This is a genomic window from Pseudomonas amygdali (genome assembly GCF_002699855.1).
In the GTDB taxonomy this organism is placed as follows: domain Bacteria; phylum Pseudomonadota; class Gammaproteobacteria; order Pseudomonadales; family Pseudomonadaceae; genus Aquipseudomonas; species Aquipseudomonas amygdali.
This window is the reverse complement of the sequence record NZ_LKBW01000279.1, coordinates 1-25839: the sequence shown is the minus strand read 5'-3', so window position 1 is coordinate 25839 and position 25839 is coordinate 1. Positions and strand designations below refer to the sequence as shown.

Annotated in this window: 21 protein-coding genes and 1 pseudogene; 16 read left to right on the top strand and 6 right to left on the bottom strand. The window is 57.8% G+C overall.

Going from position 1 to position 25839, the window contains the following annotated elements; all coding sequences use genetic code 11:
* Nucleotides 1–38: 38 nt before the first annotated feature.
* Both tauB and tauA read right to left on the bottom strand, forming a co-directional pair.
* Nucleotides 39–824 carry a taurine ABC transporter ATP-binding subunit gene (gene tauB, locus AO277_RS20105; RefSeq protein WP_044318672.1) on the bottom strand — a complete coding sequence of 262 codons (786 nt, stop codon included), beginning with the start codon at nt 822–824 and terminating at the stop codon, nt 39–41.
* Between the two features lie 25 nt (nt 825–849).
* Nucleotides 850–1827: a taurine ABC transporter substrate-binding protein gene (gene tauA, locus AO277_RS20100; RefSeq protein ID WP_044318673.1), complete on the bottom strand. Its 978-nt coding sequence runs from the start codon at nt 1825–1827 to the stop codon at nt 850–852.
* A gap of 770 nt (nt 1828–2597) precedes the next feature.
* On the opposite strand from tauA, the gene AO277_RS20095 reads away from it, so the two are divergent.
* The 6 genes from AO277_RS20095 (at nt 2598) to AO277_RS20065 (ending at nt 8173) form a co-directional block, all read left to right on the top strand.
* Nucleotides 2598–3962 (top strand): OprD family porin, encoded by a 1365-nt coding sequence (locus tag AO277_RS20095; RefSeq protein ID WP_005733626.1) that lies wholly within the window; start codon nt 2598–2600, stop codon nt 3960–3962.
* A gap of 169 nt (nt 3963–4131) precedes the next feature.
* Complete coding sequence (locus tag AO277_RS20090) at nt 4132–4770, top strand: peroxiredoxin (protein WP_044318674.1); 639 nt, start codon at nt 4132–4134, stop codon at nt 4768–4770.
* Nucleotides 4771–5330: 560 nt separating this feature from the next.
* Entirely contained in the window at nt 5331–6296 is a 966-nt protein-coding gene (locus tag AO277_RS20080) for a sulfonate ABC transporter substrate-binding protein (protein WP_044318675.1), read from the top strand.
* 28 nt (nt 6297–6324) lie between these two features.
* Nucleotides 6325–7122, top strand: coding sequence for an aliphatic sulfonate ABC transporter permease SsuC (gene ssuC, locus AO277_RS20075; protein ID WP_004655051.1), 798 nt, complete (start codon nt 6325–6327; stop codon nt 7120–7122).
* Nucleotides 7119–7931 (top strand): aliphatic sulfonates ABC transporter ATP-binding protein, encoded by an 813-nt coding sequence (ssuB, locus tag AO277_RS20070; protein ID WP_002555771.1) that lies wholly within the window; start codon nt 7119–7121, stop codon nt 7929–7931. Before ssuC ends, ssuB begins: the two co-directional genes overlap by 4 nt.
* Before the next feature lie 26 nt (nt 7932–7957).
* Complete coding sequence (locus tag AO277_RS20065; RefSeq protein WP_044318676.1) at nt 7958–8173, top strand: TOBE domain-containing protein; 216 nt, start codon at nt 7958–7960, stop codon at nt 8171–8173.
* Between the two features lie 369 nt (nt 8174–8542).
* Here AO277_RS20065 and AO277_RS20060 read toward each other — a convergent pair whose 3' ends face one another.
* On the bottom strand, nt 8543–9175 hold the full coding sequence (locus tag AO277_RS20060; RefSeq protein WP_002555769.1) for a TetR/AcrR family transcriptional regulator: 633 nt from the start codon (nt 9173–9175) through the stop codon (nt 8543–8545).
* Between the two features lie 219 nt (nt 9176–9394).
* The gene (locus tag AO277_RS20055) at nt 9395–10771 is read right to left on the bottom strand and encodes a glutamine synthetase family protein (RefSeq protein WP_044318677.1); all 1377 of its coding nucleotides are present in this window, start codon (nt 10769–10771) and stop codon (nt 9395–9397) included.
* A gap of 593 nt (nt 10772–11364) precedes the next feature.
* Here AO277_RS20055 and AO277_RS20050 point away from each other — a divergent pair.
* The 7 genes and pseudogenes from AO277_RS20050 (at nt 11365) to AO277_RS20020 (ending at nt 19656) form a co-directional block, all read left to right on the top strand.
* Nucleotides 11365–12723, top strand: a complete 1359-nt coding sequence (locus AO277_RS20050; RefSeq protein WP_044318678.1) for a glutamine synthetase family protein — start codon at nt 11365–11367, stop codon at nt 12721–12723.
* Between the two features lie 68 nt (nt 12724–12791).
* Nucleotides 12792–14156, top strand: a complete 1365-nt coding sequence (locus AO277_RS20045; protein ID WP_044318679.1) for an aspartate aminotransferase family protein — start codon at nt 12792–12794, stop codon at nt 14154–14156.
* A 141-nt stretch (nt 14157–14297) separates the two neighbouring features.
* Nucleotides 14298–15395 carry a polyamine ABC transporter substrate-binding protein gene (locus AO277_RS20040; RefSeq protein WP_044318680.1) on the top strand — a complete coding sequence of 366 codons (1098 nt, stop codon included), beginning with the start codon at nt 14298–14300 and terminating at the stop codon, nt 15393–15395.
* A 171-nt stretch (nt 15396–15566) separates the two neighbouring features.
* The gene (locus AO277_RS20035) at nt 15567–16661 is read left to right on the top strand and encodes a polyamine ABC transporter substrate-binding protein (protein WP_031595519.1); all 1095 of its coding nucleotides are present in this window, start codon (nt 15567–15569) and stop codon (nt 16659–16661) included.
* 55 nt (nt 16662–16716) lie between these two features.
* A pseudogene (potA, locus tag AO277_RS20030) lies at nt 16717–17861 on the top strand (polyamine ABC transporter ATP-binding protein).
* Complete coding sequence (locus AO277_RS20025; protein WP_005733632.1) at nt 17858–18778, top strand: ABC transporter permease subunit; 921 nt, start codon at nt 17858–17860, stop codon at nt 18776–18778. Before potA ends, AO277_RS20025 begins: the two are co-directional and overlap by 4 nt.
* On the top strand, nt 18775–19656 hold the full coding sequence (locus AO277_RS20020; protein ID WP_044318681.1) for an ABC transporter permease subunit: 882 nt from the start codon (nt 18775–18777) through the stop codon (nt 19654–19656). Before AO277_RS20025 ends, AO277_RS20020 begins: the two co-directional genes overlap by 4 nt.
* 320 nt (nt 19657–19976) lie before the next feature.
* Here AO277_RS20020 and AO277_RS20015 read toward each other — a convergent pair whose 3' ends face one another.
* Complete coding sequence (locus tag AO277_RS20015) at nt 19977–22364, bottom strand: penicillin acylase family protein (protein ID WP_044318682.1); 2388 nt, start codon at nt 22362–22364, stop codon at nt 19977–19979.
* A 270-nt stretch (nt 22365–22634) separates the two neighbouring features.
* Between AO277_RS20015 and bipL the strand changes: the two genes are divergently transcribed.
* Nucleotides 22635–23576 (top strand): phospholipase BipL, encoded by a 942-nt coding sequence (bipL, locus tag AO277_RS20010; protein ID WP_044318683.1) that lies wholly within the window; start codon nt 22635–22637, stop codon nt 23574–23576.
* 14 nt (nt 23577–23590) lie between these two features.
* Here the strand turns inward: bipL and AO277_RS20005 are convergent, their stop codons facing one another.
* Nucleotides 23591–24343, bottom strand: a complete 753-nt coding sequence (locus AO277_RS20005; protein WP_002555757.1) for a DUF2059 domain-containing protein — start codon at nt 24341–24343, stop codon at nt 23591–23593.
* A gap of 141 nt (nt 24344–24484) precedes the next feature.
* On the opposite strand from AO277_RS20005, the gene AO277_RS20000 reads away from it, so the two are divergent.
* Nucleotides 24485–25120, top strand: coding sequence for a 2OG-Fe(II) oxygenase (locus AO277_RS20000; RefSeq protein WP_005733639.1), 636 nt, complete (start codon nt 24485–24487; stop codon nt 25118–25120).
* Between the two features lie 136 nt (nt 25121–25256).
* Complete coding sequence (locus AO277_RS19995) at nt 25257–25694, top strand: DUF4399 domain-containing protein (RefSeq protein WP_002555755.1); 438 nt, start codon at nt 25257–25259, stop codon at nt 25692–25694.
* Nucleotides 25695–25839 lie beyond the last annotated feature (145 nt).

The following is a 25839-nucleotide window of genomic DNA, read 5'->3' as shown; positions in this document are numbered from 1 at the left end:
ATCTATAAGCTCATGGCTGCCAACAGGCTCAAGTCTGCTCATACACACTGCTCCCGGGTGCGCTGGGAAAACACGCTGGCCAGCACATGCTCGCGGGTTTCGATAAAGCGCGGATCGGACTTTATCGCGCGGGCCGATTCGCCAGCGGCGTAGCGACGGCCGAAGTTCAGGTGCAGATGCTCGGCGATACGACCAGGGTTAGGGGCGAGCAGAACCAGGTCGGTGGCGAGGAAAACTGCTTCTTCTATGTCGTGGGTTATCAGAAACACCGGCTTGGCGGTACGTTGCCAGACTTGCAGCAATAGCTCCTGCATCTGCTCACGGGTGAAGGCATCCAGTGCACCGAATGGCTCGTCCATCAACAGGATGCGCGGATCGGCTGCCAGCGCTCTGGCCAGGCCGACGCGTTGCCGTTGTCCACCGGACAGCTGCCATATTCGCCGCTGGTCAAAACCGGCCAGATCCACCAGTGCCAACATCTCCCGCGCTCTGGCTTCACGTTCCAAGCGGCCGACACCCGCCAGTTCCAGGCCAAACGCAACATTGGCCAACACGTTCTGCCAGGGCAGTAAGGCATCGTCCTGAAACACCACGCCACGCTCTGCGCTCGGCCCCTCTACGGGAATGCCGTCGAGAGTAACGCTGCCGCTGCCGGGTTTGATGAAGCCGGCGATGAGGTTCAGTAACGAGGTTTTACCGCTGCCGGAGGGGCCAAGCGCAACCAGCAGTTGCTGTGGGCCCAGGCTCAGGTTGATGTCTGCCAGCACGGGGGCCGCTGCACCGGGGTACTGAGCGCCAATACGCTCCAACTGCAACAGCGCCATACGTGTCTCCTTGTGCTGAGAGCGCTTAGCGTGGGATGAGCCGGGCGCTGACGTACGGTGAGTAGTCAGGCAGTACCGCATCCACCTTGCCCTGCTCTTTAAGGAATGCTGCGGTTTTGGTCACCGCCTCGATGGTCGGTGTACCCAGCAGCGCGGTCTGCTCGGCAGCCAGCGGGTAGACATTGCCTTGCAACAGGCCAGGTACGTCAGATGCCTTGGCGCCAGACAGTCGGGTCAGCTTGTCTACATTGGCCGGGTTGGCGATCCATGCAGCCGGGTCCTGGCGATACCGGGCGTAGGCATCGAGCGTTACCTTGGCGAATGCGCTGACAACCTCCGGGTGTTTGTTGGCGAAGTCCTTGCGCACGATCCAGGCATCGAAGGTCGGCGCTCCGACCTTCGCCAGTTCGCCGGAGGTGATCAGCACCTTACCGGTTTCCTTGGCGACGCCCAGTGCCGGGTCCCAGACGTAAGTGGCATCAATGTCGTCGCGCTTCCAGGCCGCAGCAATGGCGGGCGGTGCGAGATTCAGGATAGTGACCCTGGCCGGATCGATGTTCCAGTGTTTGAGCGCTGCAAGCAGGCTGTAATGGCCGGTAGAGACAAAGGGCACGGCCACTTTCTTGCCGATCAGGTCCTGCGGTGAGTTGATCCCCGAACCATTACGGGCAACCAGCGCCTCGGCCGCGCCGATCTGCGTAGCTATCAGAAAGGTCTCCACCGGGAGTTTGCGGGTAGCGGCGGCTGTGAACGGGCTTGAACCGAGATAGCCGATCTGTACGTCGCCGGATGCAATTGCGGTGATGACGTCCGCACCATTATCGAATTTGCGCCAAGAGATTTTTGAGTCGGTGGCTTTTTCGTAGGCGTTATCGGCCTGGGCAACCTTTGCCGGGTCGACGGTGGTCTGGTAGGCGACGGTAAAGTCTGCTGCCTGTGCAATGAATGTTGCGCCAGTCAACGACAGCGCAGTCAGCAAGCGCAGGGAAAAATGCAGTTTCATGATGGAGCTCCGAATCGGACGGGCCGAGGACTGGCTGGATAAGGAGACTAAGTGATCTAAGAATCTGCAAATAAATAACTTTTGGGAATTAGCTTATGAAGGGTCTTTAGAGCCATCTCCAGAACCCATCTGCACATCAGGGACCTGATACGCATCTGTCAATCGGCTCGGACGTCACGCGGCGGACACCAAAATTGCTTTTTTGTTCACCTGGTCTACAGTTGAGCGCATGTTTCAGAGGGTAAAAAACGCCCCAAAAGCGTGTTTTGAGCAGTTTTTAGAAAATATTTCATGACTGCAGAGCGTTGCGCGCCAAAGTGGTGACAACTGTCATATTTCTTTACTAATCTCTCTGAAGTGCCCGTTTCACAAGGCTTTTACTGGCAGGCAAGTTGCGCTCTGTCGTTGGGGACTATGACCGGCTGGTCTCGATTTGGCCGGTCACTGGTACAAAACCAAAAGATCTGACGAACGGTACCGAAATAAATTTTGGGAATTACCCGATTAGGTCGATACACTCCGTGACGTCCTGGCTGACACGAGTTGTGACATATGCCTGATTGTTCTTAGAAGCTGCAAAACGGTTTCTTTTGAGCATGAAGAATTTTCACTAACGTACGGCCACCGACATGCGCGGTCTAGTCAAAAGTCGGGGTGTACAGAATCCATTGATCTCCAGATCGGGACTGTCACCTTTCGCAATATCTCTGGGTAAGGGCAATGCCCGGCACCGGAGACATAAAAAATTAGATTCACGAGGAGCGTAGTTAATGAAGAAGTCCACCCTGGCCTTGGCCGTAACAGTCGGTGTATTGGCCCAGCAGGCCGGTGCAGCTGGTTTCCTTGAAGACAGCAAAGCGTCCGTTAGTTCTCGTACTCTGTATTTTGACAACGATTACCGCGAAGGCACTACCCACAACAGCCGTGAGACGGCCACTGGCTTGAAATTCGACTACCTGTCGGGCTTCACTCAAGGCACTGTCGGTTTCGGTCTGGATCTGCAAGGCCTGGTTGGTGTTCATCTTGACGGCGGTCGCGGCGCTCACTCCGGCGCTTTGAACGGCGGCGTTCTGCCTACCGACAGCGACGGTTCTGCTGTTAACGAGTGGAGTCGTCTGGGCGCCAACGGCAAGGTACGCTTCTCGAAAACCGAGTTGAAAGTCGGTAATGCACTGGCTCCTAACCTGCCAATCCTGGTCAGCAACGACGGTCGTCTTCTGCCTCAGGCTTTCCAAGGCGGCATCCTGACCTCCAAGGATCTGGACACCGTAACTTTCACTGCTGGTCAGCTGAACAAGTCGATCGGCCGTGCTTCAAGTAACTGGACTGACCTGTCCGTTGCAGGTGCCTCCGAAACCAGCGATCATTTCCGTTTCGCTGGCGCTGACTGGAAAGTCACCAAAGACCTGACCCTGCAGTACTACTACGCCAACCTGGAAGACTTCTACAAGCAACACTTCCTGGGTCTTGTTCATGTTTACCCAATCAGCGACAACCAGTCTTTCAAGACTGACCTGCGTTATTTCAACAGCAGCTCTGACGGCAAAAACAGCGACGCGGCGACCGGCTACCGTTTCAACAACAACAACGGTTATGCCAAGAACACCGGCGAAGTGGATAACTCCACCTGGTCCGCCATGTTCACCTACTCGTTGGGTGGCCATGCGTTGATGGTTGGTCATCAACAAGTGGGCGACAACGGCGGTATGGTTTTCCTGGGTCAGGGTAGCGTCACTAAAGACGGCACCACACGTTCGAGCCTTGAAGGCAACGGCGGTTCGAGCTTCTACCTGTTCACTGACTCGATGATCAACGGCTTCAACCGCGCGGGTGAGAACACCACGTTCGGTCAGTACTCGTATGACTTCGCCAAAGTCGGCGTTCCAGGCCTGAAAGCAGCAATCGCTTATCTGAATGCTGACGACATCCGCGGCAATACTGCGGCCACTCGCAATAACAGTTACTCCGAGTGGGAAACTGACATGCGTGTTGACTACGTGATTCAGAGCGGTCCGTTGAAAGGCTTCGGCACTACCTTGCGTCACGGTACCTACCGTGCCGATGGTGATCTGAACAACTCGACCAACACCGATCAAACCCGTCTGATCTTCAACTACACCTACAACTTCATGTAAGTGTATTGAGGTTCAAGGAAACCCCGCCTGGTGCGGGGTTTCTTTTGCCTGTTTTTTGATATTCCTGGCAGGTCTATCAATCACATTATTTATTCTTTTTAACTTTTCTCAGCAGGGCGCACAGTAACGTCATACCAAGGCCTACCCGATACAGACAAGGAGCAACATCATGACACTGCGACTTGGCGACATCGCCCCTGACTTCGAGCAGGAATCCAGCGAAGGTCGTATCCGTTTACATGAATGGCTCGGCGACAGCTGGGGTGTGTTGTTTTCTCATCCGGCAGACTTCACACCTGTGTGCACCACTGAGCTGGGCTTCACCGCCAAATTGAAAGACGAGTTTGCCAAGCGCGGTGTAAAAGCCATTGCGCTGTCGGTCGACCCGGTTGACTCGCACATCAAGTGGATCGACGACATCAACACTACGCAAAACACCCAGGTTAACTTCCCGATTCTGGCCGATGCCGACCGCAAGGTCTCCGATCTGTATGACCTTATTCATCCCAATGCCAGCGACACACTGACTGTGCGTTCGCTGTTTGTGATCGACCCTAAAAAGAAAGTGCGCCTGACGATTACTTATCCGGCGAGCACCGGGCGTAATTTCCACGAGGTTCTGCGCGTTATCGACTCTCTGCAATTGACCGACAACTACAAGGTTGCCACGCCCGCCAACTGGGTGGACGGCGATGATGTAGTGATTGTGCCGTCGATCAAGGACGAAGCCGAGATCAAAGAACGCTTTCCCAAGGGCTACAAGGCCGTCACGCCTTATCTGCGCCTGACACCTCAGCCAAACCGCTAATTTTCGATCTACCAAGCGTGGGGTTATTTGGGCCGATTCATCGGCCCTTTTTTATTCCTCCCTCATAGCCGCCGACTGCGTCGCTTGATCAAGTGCGGACGCAGAGCGTCCAGAACGGCATGCGACGCGGAGCGTCGCACGATAGTCGAGATCATCGTTCCTCACGCTCCAGCGTACGAATGCCGCGAGTAACGCTCCGCGTCACCGATCTTCGCCCCGCCGCCTGTTCAAGATCGGACGCAGAGCGTCGCACGATAGTCGAGATCATCGTTCCTCACGCTCCAGCGTGGGAATGCCTGTCGTGACGCTCCGCGTCATGGATATGCGCCACGCCGCATACTCAAGATCGGACGCAGAGGGTCCAGAACGGCATGCCGCCGTAGTACGCCGCACGATAGTTGAAAAATAGTACTGCCCTTTATATTCATTTATGGAATAACTAAATGAATAAATAAGATTTATAGATATAAAAAAGTGCTGTTAATGTCGTCCCTATTCCCGCCTTGTTCGTCTGTGACTGACTGAGCAGGCACTACCCAACAACCGCTAAAGGAGCGCATATGCGCACTGTCATTTTGCGTCGAGGCCTTGTCGCTCTGTTTGCTGCTGCGGTCGCGCTTGGCGCGGTCACCCAGGCCCAGGCGGAAGATCTGCGCATCGGTTATCAGAAATACGGCACGCTGGTGCTGCTCAAGGCCAAGGGTTCGCTGGAGAAGCGCCTGGCCGAGCAGGGCGTAAAGGTTCAGTGGACCGAATTTCCGGGCGGTCCGCAGTTGCTTGAAGGTCTGAACGTGGGCTCGATTGATTTCGGCGTGACCGGTGAAACGCCGCCTGTTTTCGCTCAGGCAGCAGGCGCGGATCTGCTGTACGTGGCTTACGAGCCGCCAGCGCCGACCAGTGAAGCCATCCTGGTACCCAAAGACTCGCCTATTACTTCGGTCAAAGACCTGAAGGGCAAGAACGTCGTCCTTAATAAAGGCTCGAACGTCCATTATCTGCTGGTCAAGGCACTGGAAGATGCCGGCCTGAAATACACCGATATCCAGACCGTCTTCCTGCCTCCGGCCGATGCGCGTGCCGCTTTCGAGCGCGGCAGCGTGGATGCCTGGGTCATCTGGGACCCTTACCAGGCCGCAGCTGAAAAGCAATTGCAGGCGCGGACCTTGAAAGACGGCACCGGCATCGTCGACAACCACCAGTTCTATCTGGCGACCAAGCCTTACGCGCAAAAGAATCCGAAGGTGATTCAAGCCCTGATCGAAGAAGTTCGTGCAGTGGGCGAATGGTCCAAGGCTCACCCTGACGAAGTGACCAAACAGGTTGCGCCGTTGCTGGGGCTGCCCGCCGACATCACCCTGACCTCGGTAAAACGCCAGGGCTACGGTGCGCTGTTTATTACTCTGCCGGTTGTAGCGGCGCAGCAGAAAATTGCTGACACCTTCTACCAGCTCAAACTGATTCCGAAGCCGCTCAGCATTGCTGATGTGGTCTGGACACCCCCTGCTGCTGTTGCTCAAGCACAGTGATCGTCAGGCCCTTCGAGGAGACAACTCCATGAGCCTCAGTGCTTCGCAACGCATCATTCACCGACTGGCGCCTTGGGCACTTCCAGTCCTGTTGTTGGCCGTCTGGCAGCTGTCGGTCAGCGCCGGATGGCTATCCACACGCATTCTTCCTGCACCCAGCGCAGTCATTGAGGCGGGTATCAATCTGGTTGCGAGTGGCGAAATCTGGACGCATCTGGCGATCAGCGGCTGGCGCGCCGGGATCGGATTCGCCATCGGCGGCGGCATCGGTCTGGCTCTGGGCTTTATCACAGGCCTGAGCAAATGGGGCGAGCGCCTGCTGGACAGCTCAGTGCAGATGATCCGTAATGTGCCGCACCTGGCGCTGATTCCGCTGGTCATTCTGTGGTTCGGAATTGATGAGACCGCCAAGATATTCCTTGTCGCGCTGGGCACCCTGTTCCCGATTTATCTGAACACCTACCACGGCATCCGCAACATCGATCCGGCACTGGTAGAAATGTCCCGCAGCTATGGCCTGTCAGGTTTCAGCCTGTTCCGGCATGTGATCCTGCCAGGTGCCATGCCTTCGATTCTGGTCGGTGTGCGCTTTGCGCTGGGCTTCATGTGGCTGACGCTGATTGTGGCAGAAACCATTTCTGCCAGCTCCGGCATCGGTTATCTGGCGATGAATGCACGGGAATTCCTGCAAACCGACATCGTGGTACTGGCCATTGTGTTGTACGCCGTCCTCGGCAAACTGGCCGATCTGGCGGCGCGAGGCCTTGAACGTGTGTGCCTGCGCTGGCACCCGGCCTATCAAGTGAGCAAAGGCGGTGCCGCATGACCAGTCTGAAACAGCAGCCTCCACATTTGCTGCGCGGTATTCCGCTGGCAGTACGTAACCTGAAAAAAGCGTTCGGCACTCGCGAAGTGCTCAAGGACATCGACCTGCATATTCCGGCCGGTCAGTTCGTCGCCATCGTCGGCCGTAGTGGCTGCGGTAAAAGTACCTTGCTGCGCCTGCTTGCCGGTCTCGACAAGCCAACCGAGGGTCAATTGCTTGCAGGTTCTGCACCACTGGACGACGCTCGCGAAGATACGCGTTTGATGTTCCAGGAGGCGCGGTTGCTGCCTTGGAAGAAGATCATCGACAACGTCGGCCTTGGCCTGAGCGGCGACTGGCGTGCGCAAGCACTCGAAGCGCTCGAGGCCGTCGGCCTTGCCGAACGCGCCAACGAGTGGCCAGCGGCATTGTCCGGTGGCCAGAAGCAGCGTGTTGCTCTGGCGCGTGCGCTGATTCACAAGCCGCGCCTGCTGTTACTCGACGAGCCGTTGGGCGCGCTGGACGCTTTGACCCGCATCGAAATGCAGCAACTGATTGAAAAACTGTGGGGCCAATACGGCTTCACGGTACTGCTGGTTACTCACGATGTCAGCGAGGCAGTCGCCATCGCCGACCGCGTGATCCTGATCGAAGAAGGCCAGATCGGCCTCGACCTTCTAGTCGACCTGCCACGGCCACGTGCTCGCGGCTCGCACCGCCTTGCTGCGCTGGAAGCCGAAGTGCTCAACCGAGTATTGGCCATCCCCGGCTCGCCACCTGACCCGGAACCGTTTTCGCCACTGCCCACGCAATTGCGCTGGGCAAATTAACCCTGATCCCCAAAGGAAGACATGCCATGACTATCAAAGCCATCAACGTTCGCAACCAGTTCAAAGGCATCATCAAGGAAATCGTCCACGGCGACGTACTGTCGGAAATCGACGTACAGACCGCTTCCGGCGTTGTGACCTCGGTCATCACCACCCGCTCGGTAAAAGAGCTGGAACTGGTCGTCGGCAGCGAAGTAATTGCCTTCGTGAAGTCGACAGAAGTTTCCATCGCCAAGCTGTAAACAGTGGGTAAAAAACACCCCGGACGGTTCTGACCCTCCGGGGTTTTTACTTTTTTACCTGGCAGTTTTGCGAGGAAGGCAGTTTGAGCCCGGTTGGTGAGAGTAGGCTGAATGCGTATGCATAGGTTGGTGGAGATCCGGTCGGGTTCGGGATCCTTCGGGGCATCTTCCGATTAGGCCCGAGTTGATAATAGAGTTAGCAGTTTCAGCGAAAGCGCTCGCAACGATGGGTCGTTTAAAGGCGCCAGTGCTTTTAAAATTGAGAAGTACAACGCTCTGAGCGCCTGGGCGAGCAAACGAGCTAAAGAATATAGCGAACGTTTTACGCCTTATCCTGGAACGGTGAAGAATATTCGTGAATAGTGAGCTTTAAATAACTCGCTTCCCCAAAAATACCGGCAAATACAACCCCAAATAAGCATCAAACACCCGCATCCCTTCCTCAGCCATGCGCGGTGTGATCTCGTCATGCAATTGCACTGATCGCGCATACACCCGATCCCCCAGTTCCATCGCCAGCGCAAATACGTCCACGTCATCCGGCAGCGCAGGCAGCTGGAAGTGGCGGTCAAAGACCCCAAGCATCAAATGCCCCAGCTCTATGTCGTGCTGGCGGTCTGCCTGGTTGATTTCGGTCAGGCCGTGCTGGGCAAGGATCAATTGGCGGGCGGCGGCGTCGGCGTTGTAGATGGCCAGCATGCGCAGTTCGACGATACGCGACAGGTCGCGCCAAGTGGTGAGCTGGTCGTGATCGATAGGCGCTTGCAGTGAGGCGCGGAAAGCCGCGTGAATATCGGCGGTCAGCGCTTCAAGCAGCGCCGGAACGCTGGCGAAGAAGTGATACACCGAGGAGGGTGGAATACCTGCGCGTTCAGCCACGCTGTAGATCGACAGGCTGGCTACCCCTTGCTCGGCGAGCAGCGTGCGCGCGGCGTCGAGAATCGAATCGATCCTGGCCTGGCTGCGTGCTTGAGGTTTGCGGGGCGTGGCGGCGCGTGTCATGGGCGTGGCTCGTGGTTGGGCTGACGGCATTGTAAGGGATTCTGACTGGATGAATCTCTGTCGTCGCCAAACGATTATCGCTCCCACGCTCCGCGTGGTAGCGCAGTTCTGGACGCTCCGCGTCCTCTCCTGATTATGCGGCGCGAGAGGTGCTCCGGGCGCAAACAAAAACGCCGCAAAGCTCAAGGCTTTGCGGCGTTTTATGTTGCTCAGCCTCAATCAGACTGTGTGCAGGTACCAGTTGTACTCGAGGTCGGAGATGGAGTGTTCGAACTCTTCCAGCTCGCTCTCTTTACAGGCGACAAAAATGTCGATGTATTTCGGGTCGATGTACTTGGCCATGACCGGGTTGTCGTCCAGCTCGCGCAGTGCATCACGCAGGTTGTTCGGCAGGCTTTGTTCATGCTGCTCGTAGGAGTTGCCTTCTACCGGCGCGCCAGGTTCGACCTTATTGACCAGGCCGTGGTGCACGCCCGCCAGGACCGAAGCCATCACCAGATACGGGTTGGCATCGGCACCGGCAACGCGGTGTTCGATACGTACCGCGTCGGCGGTGCCGGTCGGTACGCGAACGGCGACCGTACGGTTGTCCAGACCCCAGGTCGGCGAGTTGGGCACATAGAACTGCGCACCGAACCGGCGATACGAGTTGACGTTCGGGCACAGGAAAGCCATTTGTGCCGGCAGGGTCTCGAGCACACCGCCGATTGCATGACGCAATGCGGCGTTCTGCTCGGGATCCTCGCTGGTGAAGATATTCTTGCCATCGCGATCCAGAATCGAGATGTGGACGTGCAGGCCATTACCCGCCTGACCCGGATAGGGCTTGGCCATGAAGGTCGTGTCCATCTCGTGATCGTAGGCGATGTTCTTGATCAGGCGCTTGAGCAGCACGGCGTAATCGCACGCCTTGATGGCATCGGCAACGTGGTGCAGGTTGACTTCGAACTGTGCCGGGGCGCTTTCCTTGACGATTGCGTCGGCAGGAATGCCTTGCTCCTTCACACCTTCAAGGATGTCCTGAAGGCAGTCGACGTACTCGTCCAGGTCATCGATCAGGTAGACCTGTGTCGAGTGCGGGCGTTTGCCGGAGATCGGCGAGCGGGGCGGTTGTGGGCGACCGTTCACGTTCTCCTGATCGATCAGGTAGAACTCCAGCTCGAACGCGGCGCAGATGGTCAGGCCCATTTCGTCGAACTTGGCGACGACCTGGCGCAATACTTCACGCGGGTCTGCGAAAAACGGGTCGCCTTCGAGTTCGTGCATGGTCATCAGCAACTGCGCGGTAGGGCGCTTTTGCCATGGTTCGTTGCACAGGGTGTCAGGGATGGGATAACAGATTCGGTCAGCATCACCGATATCCAGGCCCAGGCCGGTGCTTTCCACCGTGGAGCCATTGATATCCAGAGCAAATAAAGAGGCCGGCAGGTTGATGCCTTTCTCGTAAACCTTATGGAGGCTGGTGCGTTCGATGCGTTTGCCACGCACCACACCATTCATATCTGCAATCAGAAGGTCAACGTACAGAACCTCAGGATGTTCCTTAAGGAACGCGTTCGCTTCGTTAAGCTGAACGGCACGCGGGGGTACCGACATGATGCAACACCTTTGTTGTTAAAAATATCAATCATCAATGATTGCGGATCTCAGTCAATCCGAAAGCCATGATGAAGTCAATAGAGCCTTTTTTGCCCTAAAACTGCGCCATATGGCCTTTTTTGCCGCTATTTAGGGCGTTTTATTCCGTTTCTGACCGTTGTTAAATACGAGCTAAAGCGGCCTGTCTTCTATTTTTAACGGGTTGTTGTATAAAAAAATGAACGAGGCTAAGCTCGATCGCAACCCAGTAGAGCAACAATAGCGGGGGTCCTATGCTTCACCTTTCCCTGGTCGACACGCGACTATCAAGTCCGTACAGCGCTCATCATGCCTGTGATATCGGTGCTCGTGGTGGGTTGCCACACTTTGCGACACCCCTGAACGGCTATCGAAGCCAGTCTGCTCTACTCTCAATGCTGGACATTACCACTATAACGGCTTCGTCAGTGTGACCGCGGCCGTCTGGAAATCCGGCCCCGCAGCTGTCACCTTACCCCTAATCGGCGTCTGCCGAAACGAGTTGTACAACATGACGCCGATGCGTCTGGAACGCCTGATCACGATCAGGACAATAAAACCCTGAGGTATTTATGAGTACCAACCTCGACCAGCTCACCGATTGGTTGAAAGAACACAAGATTACCGAAGTCGAATGCATGATGTCCGACCTTACCGGCATCACCCGCGGCAAGATCTCGCCGACCAACAAGTTCATCGCTGAAAAAGGCATGCGTCTGCCTGAAAGCGTGCTGTTGCAGACGGTGACTGGCGACTACGTAGAAGACGATATTTACTACGAGCTGCTGGACCCGGCAGACATCGACATGATCTGCCGTCCCGACCAGAACGCGGTGTATCTGGTGCCCTGGGCGGTCGAGCCCACTGCGCAGGTGATTCACGACACCTACGACAAGCAGGGCAACCCCATCGAGCTGTCGCCGCGCAACGTGTTGAAGAAGGTCCTCAAGCTTTACGCCGATCAGGGCTGGCAGCCAATCGTGGCGCCGGAGATGGAGTTCTACCTGACCAAGCGTAGCGACGACCCGGACTATCCGCTACAGCCACCGATCGGGCGCTCCGGGCGACCGGAAACCGGCCGTCAGTCGTTCTCGATCGAAGCGGCCAACGAATTCGATCCGCTGTTCGAAGACGTCTATGACTGGTGCGAACTGCAGAACCTGGATCTGGACACGCTGATCCACGAAGACGGCACGGCGCAGATGGAAATCAACTTCCGTCACGGTGATGCCCTGTCGCTGGCCGACCAGATTCTGGTGTTCAAGCGCACCATGCGCGAAGCCGCCCTCAAGCACGACGTCGCGGCGACCTTCATGGCCAAGCCGATGACCGGCGAGCCAGGCAGTGCCATGCACTTGCACCAGAGCATCATCGACATCGAGACCGGCAAGAATATCTTCTCCAACGAATACGGGACCATGAGCGAGCTGTTTCTGAACCACGTTGGTGGTCTGCAGAAGTTCATCCCCGAGCTATTGCCGCTGTTCGCCCCCAACGTCAACTCGTTCCGCCGCTTTCTGCCCGACACCTCGGCACCGGTGAACGTCGAGTGGGGCGAAGAGAACCGTACCGTCGGCCTGCGCGTGCCGGACGCTGTGCCGCAGAACCGTCGCGTGGAAAACCGTCTGCCAGGTGCCGATGCCAACCCCTATCTGGCCATCGCCGCCAGTCTGCTGTGCGGCTTCATCGGCATGGTCGAAGGCATCAACCCGAGCGCACCGGTGGTCGGGCGGGGTTACGAGCGGCGTAATCTGCGTCTGCCGTTGACCATCGAAGACGCGCTGGAGCGCATGGAAAACAGCAAGACCATCGAAAAATACCTGGGCAAGAAATTCATCATCGGTTACGTCGCGGTCAAGCGCGCCGAGCATGAAAACTTCAAGCGCGTGATCAGTTCGTGGGAGCGGGAATTCCTGCTTTTCGCCGTCTGATCACGCAGAGCGCCGCTGCGATTGATGCGCGGCGCTCTGCTAACTGACCTGATCAAAGGAAGTGCTGCATGAGTGCCAATAACCCGCAAACCCTCGAATGGCAGGCCCTGAGCAGCGAGCATCACCTGGCACCGTTCAGCGACTACAAACAATTGAAAGAGAAAGGCCCGCGCATCATCACCCGTGCCGAAGGCGTTTATCTGTGGGACAGCGAGGGCCACAAGATCCTCGATGGCATGTCCGGCCTGTGGTGTGTGGCCATCGGTTATGGCCGCGAAGAACTGGCCGACGCAGCCAGCAAACAAATGCGCGAGCTGCCGTACTACAACCTGTTTTTCCAGACCGCCCACCCGCCCGTGCTGGAGTTGGCCAAGGCCATTTCCGAGATTGCACCGCAGGGCATGAACCATGTGTTCTTCACCGGTTCTGGCTCTGAAGGCAATGACACGATGTTGCGCATGGTTCGTCATTACTGGGCGCTGAAAGGCCAGCCGAACAAGAAAACCATCATCAGCCGCGTCAATGGCTACCACGGCTCCACCGTCGCCGGTGCCATCCTGGGAGGCATGACGTACATGCACGAGCAGGGCGACCTGCCGATTCCGGGGGTGGTGCACATTCCGCAGCCATACTGGTTCGGCGAAGGCGGCGACATGACGCCGGACGAGTTCGGTATCTGGGCTGCCGAGCAACTGGAAAAGAAAATTCTCGAACTGGGCGTCGAGAACGTCGGTGCGTTCATTGCCGAGCCGATCCAGGGCGCTGGCGGTGTGATCGTCCCGCCCGATTCCTACTGGCCGAAGATCAAGGAAATCCTTTCCCGCTACGACATCCTGTTCGCCGCCGATGAGGTGATTTGTGGTTTCGGGCGTACCAGTGAGTGGTTCGGTAGCGATTTCTACGGCCTTAAGCCGGACATGATGACCATCGCCAAAGGCCTGACCTCCGGTTATGTACCGATGGGCGGCCTGATCGTGCGCGATGAAATCGTTGCGGTGCTCAACGAGGGCGGTGATTTCAATCATGGCTTTACCTACTCCGGGCATCCGGTGGCGGCAGCCGTTGCGCTGGAGAACATACGTATCCTGCGCGAAGAAAAGATCGTCGAACGAGTCAAGTCGGAAACGGCACCGTATTTGCAAAAGCGTTTGCGTGAGTTGAGCGATCATCCGCTGGTGGGCGAGGTCCGTGGCGTCGGGCTGCTGGGGGCCATCGAACTGGTGAAGGACAAGGTCACTCGCGAGCGCTACACCGACAAGGGCGCCGGGATGATCTGTCGAACCTTCTGCTTCGATAATGGCCTGATCATGCGGGCCGTGGGCGACACGATGATCATTGCGCCGCCACTGGTGATCAGTTTTGCGGAAATCGACGAACTGGTGGAAAAGGCTCGCAAATGCCTGGATCTGACGCTGGCGGTGTTGCAGGGCTGAAAACGCAAAAAAAGCGTCGATTCAAGCGCAATGTGCATTGTTTGAGGGGCTTCGGCTTGAAAGCCTGCCCAGGAAGTTGCCAGACTAATGGCTACACGCCGCTAACTGACGGTCAGTGATAAAAATACATTGGAGCTACGCATGAAAAAATTTGGCAAGACCCTTCTCGCGCTGTCCCTGATGGGCGTTGTGGCCACTGCTGCGCAGGCCGATGACAAAGTGCTGCACGTCTATAACTGGTCCGATTACATCGCGCCGGACACCGTTGCCAAATTCGAGAAAGAATCGGGCATCAAGGTGGTCTACGACGTTTTCGACAGCAACGAGACGCTTGAAGCCAAATTGCTTGCTGGCAAATCCGGCTATGACATCGTCGTGCCGTCCAACAACTTCCTGGCCAAGCAAATCAAGGCCGGCGTTTATCAGGAGCTGGACAAGTCCAAGCTGCCGAACTGGAAGAACCTCAACGAATCGCTGCTCAAGGCCGTGTCGGTCAGCGACCCGGACAACAAGCACGCATTCCCGTACATGTGGGGTTCGATCGGTATCGGCATCAACCCGGACAAGGTCAAGGCTGCGCTGGGCGCCGATGCGCCGGTCAATTCCTGGGACCTGCTGTTCAAGTCGGAGAACGCAGCCAAGCTGAAGTCGTGCGGCATCAGCTTCCTCGATTCGCCGACCGAAATGCTGCCGATAGCCTTGCATTACCTGGGCTACCCGACCGATTCTCAGGACAAGAAGCAGCTCGCCGAAGCTGAAGCGCTGTTCATGAAGATTCGTCCATCGATTGGCTATTTCCACTCGTCCAAGTACATCTCGGACCTGGCCAATGGCAACATCTGCGTCGCAGTCGGCTATTCGGGTGATATCTACCAGGCCAAATCCCGCGCTGCCGAAGCCGGTGGCAAGGTAAAAGTTGCTTACAACATTCCCAAAGAAGGTGCCGGCAGCTTCTACGACATGGTCGCCATTCCCAAGAATGCCGAAAACGTTGAAGGTGCCTACAAGTTCATGACCTTCCTGATGAAGCCCGAAATCATGGCTGAAATCACCAACGCAGTGCGCTTCCCGAATGGTAACGCGGCAGCGACGGCACTGGTCGACAAGGAAATCACCAGTGACCCTGGCGTTTATCCGCCTGCCGACGTACAGGCCAAGCTGTATGCAATCGCGGACTTGCCTCTTGCCACGCAGCGGATCATGACCCGCAGCTGGACCAAGATAAAGTCAGGTAAATAAGCCTGTCATCAAACCTGTGGATGCTGCGTAGCCTTGGCTGCGCAGCCTCCAACAGACAGGAATATTGCCTAAACCTTTGCTGGTTGGACGCATAGACGGTAAGTTGCGCGCCGGTTTGGTTTTCCGGACGCCCTCCGGCGCTCAGGCCCCTCTGTTAAAAGGACTCATTCTTTGTCTATTTCTATTTTTTCCAAAGCCTTGCTGGCGGCTGCCGGGCTGACACTGTCGATCAGTGCTCAGGCTGAATCCACCGTGCATATTTATAACTGGTCCGATTACATCGGCAAGACCACACGGGCGGACTTCGAAGCCGCGACCGGCATCAAGCCGATGTACGACGTGTTCGACTCCAACGAAACCCTTGAGGCCAAGCTGTTGGCCGGACGCACCGGCTATGACGTGGTGGTGCCGTCCAATCACTTCCTCGGCAAGCAGATCAAGGCTGGCGCGTTCCAGAAACTCGACAAGTCGCTGCTGCCCAATTACAAGAACCTCGACCCGGCGCTGCTCAAGCGCCTGGAGAAGAACGATCCGGGTAACCAGTACGCCGTGCCGTACCTGTGGGGTACCAACGGCATCGGTTACAACGTCGAAAAGGTCAAGGCAGTGCTGGGTGTCGACAAGATCGACTCCTGGGCGGTGCTGTTCGAGCCTGAGAACATCAAGAAGCTGTCCAGCTGTGGCGTAGCGTTTCTTGATTCCGCCGATGAAATGTTGCCAGCGGTGCTCAACTACATGGGGCTGGACCCCAACAGCACCAAGGAAGCGGACTACAAGAAGGCCGAAGCCAAACTCATGGCGATTCGTCCCTACGTAACCTATTTCCACTCCTCCAAATACATCACTGATCTGGCCAATGGCGACATCTGTGTTGCAGCCGGTTTTTCGGGCGATGTGTTCCAGGCCAAGGCGCGCGCAGAAGAGGCAGGCAAAGGCGTGAAGCTCGCTTACAGCATCCCGAAGGAGGGCGGCAACCTGTGGTTCGATATGCTGGCCATTCCGGCAGACTCGAAAAACATCAAGGCCGCCAGCGCCTTCATCAATTACATGCTTGACCCCAAGGTGATCGCCCAGGTCAGCGATGAAGTCGGCTACGCCAACCCCAATCCCGCCTCCGGCGAGTTCATGGACCAGAAAATCCGCACCGATGCAGCGGTTTACCCGCCTCAGGAAGTGCTGGACCGCCTGTTCGTGAACAGCGAGTTGCCCCTCAATGTGCAACGTCTGATGACCCGCAGCTGGACCAAGGTCAAGTCGGGCAAATAAAAATCCAGCACCCGGCCGTATTGGCCGGGTTGCCTACCTGTTGGGAGTTTCACCCATGGCAGTTGCCTCCGGCGCCTACAAGAAAGCCCTCGAAGGCGGTCAGCAACCCAAAGAGGTGCTGGTCAAGATTGATCGGGTCACGAAGAAGTTCGACGAGACGATTGCGGTGGACGACGTGTCGCTGCAAATCAACAAGGGTGAGATCTTCGCCCTGCTTGGCGGCTCCGGTTCCGGAAAGTCCACACTGCTGCGCATGCTGGCCGGTTTCGAGCGCCCGACCGAGGGCCGCATCTACCTAGATGGTGTCGACATTACCGACATGCCGCCGTATGAACGTCCGATCAACATGATGTTCCAGTCCTACGCGCTGTTCCCGCACATGACCGTGGCGGACAACATCGCCTTCGGCCTGAAGCAGGACAAGCTGGCCAAGCCGGAAATCGAAGCCCGCGTGGCGGAGATGCTCAAGCTGGTGCAGATGACCCACAGTACGCCAAGCGCAAGCCGCATCAGCTGTCCGGCGGTCAGCGTCAGCGTGTGGCCCTGGCCCGTTCGCTGGCCAAAAAGCCCAAGCTGTTGCTGCTCGACGAGCCGATGGGCGCGCTGGACAAGAAACTGCGTTCGCAGATGCAACTGGAAATGGTAGAGATCATCGAGCGCGTCGGCGTGACTTGTGTAATGGTGACTCACGATCAGGAAAAGGCCATGACCATGGCCGAGCGCATCGCAATCATGCACTTGGGCTGGATCGCGCAGATCGGCAGCCCGATCGATATCTACGAAACCCCGACCAGCCGTCTGGTCTGCGAATTCATCGGCAGCGTCAACCTGTTCGAAGGTGACGTGATCGAGGACATGGAGGCACACGCGCTGATCCGCAGTCCTGAGCTGGAGCGCAATATCTATGTCGGCCACGGCGTCAGTACGTCGGTGGAAGACAAGCACATCACCTACGCCCTGCGCCCTGAGAAGCTGCTGATCACTACCGAGCAGCCAGGCTTCGAATACAACTGGTCGCGCGGCAAGGTCCACGACATCGCCTATCTGGGCGGTCATTCGGTGTTCTACGTCGAGCTGCCGGGCGGCAAGCTGGTGCAATCGTTCGTCGCCAACGCCGAGCGTCAGGGCGCACGGCCTACCTGGGGCGATGAAGTCTACGTGTGGTGGGAAGACGACAGCGGCGTGGTACTGCGCTCATGAAAATCCGCAAGATCAAGCGCGCGTTCGAGCGCATAAAGCCCAACGGGCGGCAGATGGTCATCGGCGTGCCGTTCCTCTGGCTGTTTCTGTTCTTTGCCTTGCCGTTTTTGATCGTGCTCAAGATCAGCTTCGCCGAAGCCGACGTCGCGATCCCGCCATACACCGAGATCTTCAGCTACGCCGACGAAAAGCTGCAGATGGTCCTCAACTTCGCCAACTACACCTTGCTCAGTGGCGATGACCTGTACGTTTCGGCCTATCTGGGCTCGCTGAAAATGGCCTTCATCAGCACGTTGCTGTGCCTGCTGATCGGCTATCCGATGGCTTATGCCATTGCCAGCGCCCGTAAAGACCTGCAAACCGTGCTGTTGCTGCTGATCATGATGCCGACCTGGACCGCGATCCTGATCCGCGTCTATGCCTGGATGGGCATTCTCAGCAACAACGGGCTGCTCAATGCCTTCCTGATGTGGCTGGGCCTTATCGACGCACCGTTGCAGATCCTCAACACCAACCTGGCGGTGTACATCGGCGTGGTCTACTCCTACCTGCCGTTCATGATCCTGCCGCTGTACGCCAACCTTGTGAAGCACGACACCAGCCTGCTGGAAGCCGCGTCCGACCTGGGTTCGAGCACCTTCAACAGTTTCTGGAAAATCACCGTACCGCTGTCCAAGAACGGTGTGATCGCCGGCTGCATGCTGGTATTCATCCCGGTGGTCGGCGAGTTCGTGATTCCCGAACTGCTGGGTGGCCCGGAAACACTGATGATCGGCCGCGTGCTGTGGCAGGAATTCTTCAGCAACCGTGACTGGCCGGTGGCTTCGGCGCTGGCAGTCATCATGCTGCTGGTGCTGATCGTGCCTATCATCCTGTTCAACCGCAGTCAGGCCAAAGAACTGGAGGGCAAGGCATGAACCGCTTTCGATTCTCGAACCTGATGCTGGTTCTGGGTTTGCTGTTTATCTATGCGCCGATGGTGATTCTGGTCATCTACTCGTTCAACGCCTCGCAACTGGTGACGGTCTGGGGCGGCTGGTCGGTGAAGTGGTACGTCGGCCTGCTGGACAACTCGCAGCTGATGGGCTCGGTGATGCGCTCGCTGGAAATCGCCTGCTACACCGCCGTTGCTGCGGTGGCACTGGGAACGATGGCTGCGTTTGTGCTGACCCGCATCAGCCGCTTCAAGGGCCGCACGTTCTTTGGCGGGCTGGTTACAGCTCCCCTGGTCATGCCGGAAGTGATCACCGGTCTGTCGCTGTTGCTGCTATTCGTGGCCATGGCGCAATTGATCGGCTGGCCGCAGGAACGCGGCATCATGACCATCTGGATCGCGCACACGACGTTCTGCGCGGCCTACGTGGCAGTTGTGGTATCGGCGCGGCTGCGTGAGCTGAACCTGTCGATTGAAGAAGCGGCGATGGATCTGGGCGCGCGTCCGTGGAAGGTGTTCTTGCTGATCACCATCCCGATGATCGCGCCGTCGCTGGCAGCCGGCGGCATGATGTCGTTTGCACTGTCGCTGGACGACCTGGTGCTCGCCAGCTTCGTCTCCGGGCCCGGCTCGACGACCTTGCCGATGGAAGTGTTCTCTGCCGTGCGTCTGGGCGTGAAGCCTGAAATCAACGCCGTGGCGAGCCTGATCCTGCTGGCCGTGTCACTGGCAACCTTTCTGGTCTGGTTCTTCACCCGCCGCGCCGAAAACAACCGCAAGCGTGCGATCCAGCAGGCTATCGAGGAAAGCGCGGCAGACGCCTGGAAGCAGCCTGATCCGAGGCGTGCTCCGGCTGCGTGAAGACCTGATCGTGCCCGGAGGGCGTGGGAGCGAGCTTGCTCGCGAACTGCCGGGTACCGGCAGCAACTAGCTATCTCGGTTTATCGCTCCCACGCTCCAGCGTGGGAGCGCAGCTCTGGACGCTCTGCGTCCGATCTTGATAGCGCGGTGCTACGCAGACTTGTGACGCGGAGCGTCACGAAAGGCATGCCAACGCGGAGCATTGGAACGATAGTCAAACCCGGTTGTGCCTGATGTGCCGTGCGTGAAGGTTTCACTGTCGGTTCCCGACAGTTCGCGAGCAAGCTCGCTCCCACGAGAAGCCTCATTTCCGGGCTCGGCTATTCCCCCGGCACTAACCGTAAAACCCCTTCCGTATGCTCTGCCACGTCTTTCTCGCTGAAGCGCTGTGGCACGTACTCGCCACTCACAAACGCCTTGGCCTGATCCGAATAATGCTTGTCGAACGGCACGCCGCTTTGTCCCACCGGATTTATCCCCAGGCTGTGCGCCGGGTCGGCGAAGTCGATGAGGCGGCGGGTCGAAGGGCCGTAGCCGACGGGCCACGGGGCAGGGCGGATGCTGGATGACAGGTTGTTCGGCACTTCATGGGTGCCCGGCGCTGCATACGGGCCAACGTTGAAGATCATGTCCAGCGGCTTTTGCGACCCCATCGGGTGACCCTGAGTAAGGGTGTGTGCCTTGCCCCACACCCATTCATCCGGGTTGGTGCCATACAGCGACCGCAAGTGCGACACGCTGGCTCGCCAGGCTACCTTGACGGTATTGGCGCGGCTTTCTTCATGGGGTGAATTGCGATTGTTCCACCACGGCGAATCGGCATCGGCGGCCAGACGCGGCAGGGCGGTGTCCAGTACGCGGGTCGACAGCAGCGTTTCGAACATCGTATCGCCCAGTTCGTCGTGGAATGTTTCTTCCGTCAGGTCGAACAGGAACTGGTTGAACAGTGTGGCACCCACCGAGTCAACGGGGTAATCGCCTTTCCAGCTGGCCAGCCGCTCCACGAGGGCGATTTCGTCCGGGTCGCTGACAACGCTGCGCAGTACCGGAATCAGCGGTTTGAGAATGCTCGGTGCGTAATCGGTCTGCGTGCCCAATTGCAGCGCCTTGCTGGCGACCAGGTCCCTCTTGATGGTGGAGTCGCTCAGTTGCCGGTTCAGCTCCTGACCGCGCTCGGCCGGGTTGTAGTAACCCGGAATCTGCATGCCGGTCGGCGACAGCGGCTGGAAGTTGGCGGACACGATGTAGCCACGCGCCGGGTTTTCTTCGTGCGGGTTGGCGCTGAACGGGTGAAAGCCGAGCTTATCGGCCTGTGCCGTGCTACCGTCCAGAATGAAGCTCGGGTTGACGCCTTGCGGACGAATCGGCAGTTGCGCCGCAGCCCACCAACCGATATCACCTTTGGCATTGGCCCAGACAATGTTGAGGCCCGGCGACTGGATCTTCTCGGCGGCGCTGCGCATTTTATCCAACGTGTCGGCGCGGTTGGCCTCGTAGAAACCATCCAGCACCGGGTTGGCGGACACCAGAAATGACCACCACATCGCGATTGGCGTCTGGCCGGCGTTCTTGCCCATCACATTGTTGACGATCGGTCCGTGCGGCGATTCGAGCAGCGTCAGTGTGACCGGGGCCTGGCCCTTGACGGTGATCTGCTGCTCGGTACGCTTCATGTCCACCCATTGCCCGTGATACCAGACCTGATTGGGGTTATCAGGATTGGTCTTCTCGGCGATCAGGTCCACGTCATCGTTCTGGAACATGGTCAGGCTCCAGCCGAAATCCATGTTGTGGCCCAGAAACGCGAACGGATTGAGCCCCGGAAAGTGTCCGTACAGCTCAAAACCCGGCGCAGAAAGCTGTGCTTCGTACCATACCGAAGGCACCGAGAAACGGATGTGCGGGTCGCCCGCCAGTATCGGTTTGCCGCTTTGCGTACGGCTGCCGGAAATCACCCAGGCGTTGCTGCCCTCGAACTGCGGCAGACCTGCGCCTTCCAGCGCTTTGTGGCTCAGATGGGCCAACTGCGCCAGGCCTTTCCAGTCGGCGCTGGCCAATGCCGGTTTAGAACCGAGCATGCCGTCCGGATGCCAGTCCAGATCAAACACTTTCAAATACTGCGGGCCCAGTTGATCGCGCACATACGTCAGCAATGGTTCGGTTCTGAATGCTGCCGCAAAGCTGTACGCCAGATAGCCACCGATGCTCACGGTGTCTTCGGTAGTGAAGCGCCGCTTGGGAATACCCAGCGCGTCGAACTCCATCGGTCGTGCGTGGGTGTCCTGATACTGATTGACGCCGTCGATGTAGGCTTCCAGCGCTTTCCAGGTCGGGGTGTTCTTGTCCTGGCGTGCAACATACGCGTCGGCATGCTCGCGAATACGCAGTGTGCGAAACAGTTTGTCGGTCTCGACCAGGTTCGGCCCGAGTATCTCCGCCAGTTCGCCACGCGCCAGACGCCGCAGCATTTCCATCTGGAACAGCCGGTCCTGAGCATGGGCATAGCCGAGCGCGCGGTAAAGGTCGGCTTCGCTCTCGGCGCGGATGTGCGGCACGCCACGCTCGTCGTAGCGCAGGGTGACGGGGGCCTGAAGACGGCTCATGGCGATCTCGCCGTCACGTACCGGCAGTTTGCTATTTACGTACCAGCCCGCGCCACCCGCAAGCAGGGCGAAGATGATGGCTAGAATGAAGAGGCTGCGTTTCATCCGGTTTCTCTGTAAATGGCGTAGGCGGGAATTAAGACTATCGTTGTGACGCGGTTGATTCGATGAAACCCGACACAAGAGCCCGTTCGAAACGGCTTCAGGGCGAATTCGGGCAGGTGAGCTCGCGAGCATCGCCCAGTGTGCAGACAGCAATGTGCACGTTCAATGACAGATGTCTGCGATTACAGCCGCTTAGCTTGCCATGCCGGGGCAGACAGAAGAATATCGTTACACAACTTTACGAGTCATTTGTTGAAATCTGGAAACCACATGTCCGTCACGTTCGACCCCGATAACCTGCGTGCCAGCCTGCTGCCGCTGAGCGTTATTGATCCGCTTTCCATGGAGGGACTGGCCTATCAGCGCTTCTACGGTCTTGCCGGACTGTGTGGCGAAAATGTCATACGCAGCTGGCTGGGGCGCCTCGATGTGGCGGGCTATGAGGTGGTCGGGCAGGTCTGGCTGCCTGACAATCCGGTCGCCACGCTGTTTCTGTTTCACGGCTTCTATGACCACATGGGCCTGTACCGGCATGTGATCGAGTGGGCTCTGGAGCAAGGCTTTGCCGTGATCGCCTGCGACCTGCCGGGGCATGGTCTGTCGAGCGGCAGTCGCGCCTGTATCAATGACTTCGCCGAATACCAACTGGTGTTGCAACGTCTGCTGTCTGAAGCCGGAGGCCTTGGGCTGCCACATCCCTGGCACCTGTGCGGACAAAGCATGGGCGGTGCCATCGTTACCGATCACCTGCTCCATCAGGGGCACGACACGCCTGCGCAAGGTGAGGTAATCCTGCTGGCACCGCTGGTCAGGCCAAGGGCCTGGGGATGGTCGCGGTTGAGTTATCACCTGCTCAAACCGTTCGTAAACGGCATTGCCCGGCGTTTCACCGAAAACTCCAATGCGCCTGCGTTCCTGCCTTTTCTCCTGGCGGACCCTTTGCAGCCGCGTCGCCTGCCCACTGCCTGGGTCGGCGCGTTGTCGCAATGGATTGTGCGTATTGAGCGCGCGCCGCGGAGCCTGCGCAGCCCGTTGATCATTCAGGGCGAGGCGGACCTGACGGTCGACTGGTCTCACAACCTCACGGTTCTGAAAGGCAAGTTCAGCCAGCCGCAGATCCTGATGCTGGGGCACGCCCGGCATCATCTGGCCAATGAATCGCCGGAGCTACGGGCAAGGTACTTTGATTTTCTGGAAGGGCGTTTGCGCTAAGCCGTCGGTACCGATCAGGGGTTCAGGCTCGACGCACTCTGCCCGACGGCCAGACCGGCGCGAATCGCAGCCAGTGCTGCCTGATAATAGGCTTTGCCTTCCGGCGACTCGGCGAAGGTCGAGAACTCTTCAAGTTCAGGGTCGGACAGGTCGCGGTACACATACAGCAGCGTGTTGTTCAGGTCGGCGCTGATCTGCGCCATCAGCCTTTCGCGCTGGCCTTCGAGCATGCCTTGCGCCTGACCGCCGCCCAACAGGCCGGGAATCATCTGGCTCAGGCTGTCGGCGGCAACGCCTGCGATGGCAAGGCTGACTTCCGCACCAGCCTGCCTGGCTGGCAGCGCCTGGGCCAGATGGCCAATCAGCAACTGACGCGTGGCGTCCGCTTCGATATGCGGCAGCCCTTGCGCGTGCTTGGCCAGTTGGTCGGCGCGGGTTGCGGTCAGTTCGGCGTTGACGATCTTGCGACCCAGTGGCGACTGAAAAAATTGCAGCGACGGTGTGGGGTCCTTGAGGCTTTCACGCAGGCGCCTGGACGCGCGCTGGTCCATGGCCTGGGGGGAAAAACGCTGATTGCTGTTATTGACCAGCGCTTGATAAACCGCAGGCGGCAGGTTGTTGCTGTAGCGCTGTTGGGCAGCCTTGAGAGCATCGTTGAAATGCGCGCGCTGTTCCGGCCAGCCTGCGGCCTTGTACAACTGATCGTAGCTGTCTGCCCAGGCAGGGGAGGTGCAGAACATCAACAGCAAAACAAACAAACGACGCATTGGGGACTCCTGTCGGCAGGCCGCTATTCTCCGGGTGTTAGCGTGGATTTGTCGAGTTATGAGTGCCGTCGGCGAGTGAAATCTCACGCGTGTGATACCACATGTATACGCCTCTGTCGGATTTCATGGCTTATCGATACTATGCACGCCATGCGCATACCCTCTGACCACCCACTGCTGTTGCGAATCGTCGACGACCTGGCCGCCAACGGCTGGTCGCAGCAGAATATTTTCCTGCCCGAAGCTCTGACTCTTGAACTTGAGCAAGAGTGCCGAAAACGTGCTGCCGAAGGCGAGCTCGAGCCTGCCGCTATTGGCAAGGGCGCAGCGCAGGAAATACGCGAAGGCATTCGTGGTGACCGCATTCAGTGGCTTGAAGCGGGGCAGGTGCAGTGTTGCGACAGCTATCTGGAATTGATGGAAAGCCTGCGTCAGGCGCTCAATCGCGGCCTTTTCCTGGGGCTGGAGGACTACGAAAGCCATTTTGCGCTGTATCCACCGGGTGCCCGCTACCTCAGGCATGTGGATCGCTTTCGCGATGATGACAAGCGCATGGTGTCGGCGGTGCTTTACCTCAACAATGCCTGGCTGCCCGAGCATGGCGGCCAGTTGCGCATGTACCTCAAGGACGATGTGGCTTACGACGTCCAGCCTACAGGCGGTTGCCTGGTGGTTTTTCTGTCCGGTGATATTCCCCATGAAGTCATGCCTGCCAGCCGTGATCGACTGTCACTGACGGGCTGGTTCAGGCGCCGCGGTAACGAGCTGTTTCAGTGACCTGTTGCCTGTTCATGAAAACTGTTTCATCAATGCAGTGAGCCATTGAGCCCGGCTGCGGTCTATCTTGAGCACTCCTGAACCGACGGATTTGTTGTGTGAGGGTCGACTTACGTCAACTGCAACCGGAGCAATCATGAAATCCTTATTTTCTGGAACGATGGTCGCGGGCCTGTTGCTCAGCGCATCCATGCTGGTCAGCGCCGCCGATATGCCACGCACTGCATCCCCTGAAGGCGCCGAGGTGTACATCATCTCGCCCAAGGACGGTGAAACCGTGACCTCACCGTTCAAGGTGCAATTCGGTCTCAAAGGCATGGGCGTCGCACCTGCGGGTGTGGATGTTCCCGATACCGGTCACCATCACCTGCTGATCGATGTGAACGACCAGCCAGCGATGGATGCGCCGCTGCCGGTCAGTGACAACATCCGTCACTTCGGCAAGGGCCAGACCGAAACCGAAATCAACCTGCCGCCTGGTCAGCACACATTGCAACTACTGATGGGCGACAAAGGCCACATGCCGCTGAACCCGTCGGTCGAGTCGAAGAAGATCACGATCAATGTGAAGTAGGGCTGTCAGTGCTTGTATGACGCAGAGCGTCACGAACGGCATTCCCACGCTGGATGGTATGACCCCCGAAGGTTGGACGCAACCTTTGGAGGCGTCATGGGTAAATATACAGTGCAGGCAAAACTCGCAGCCGTGAAAGAATATT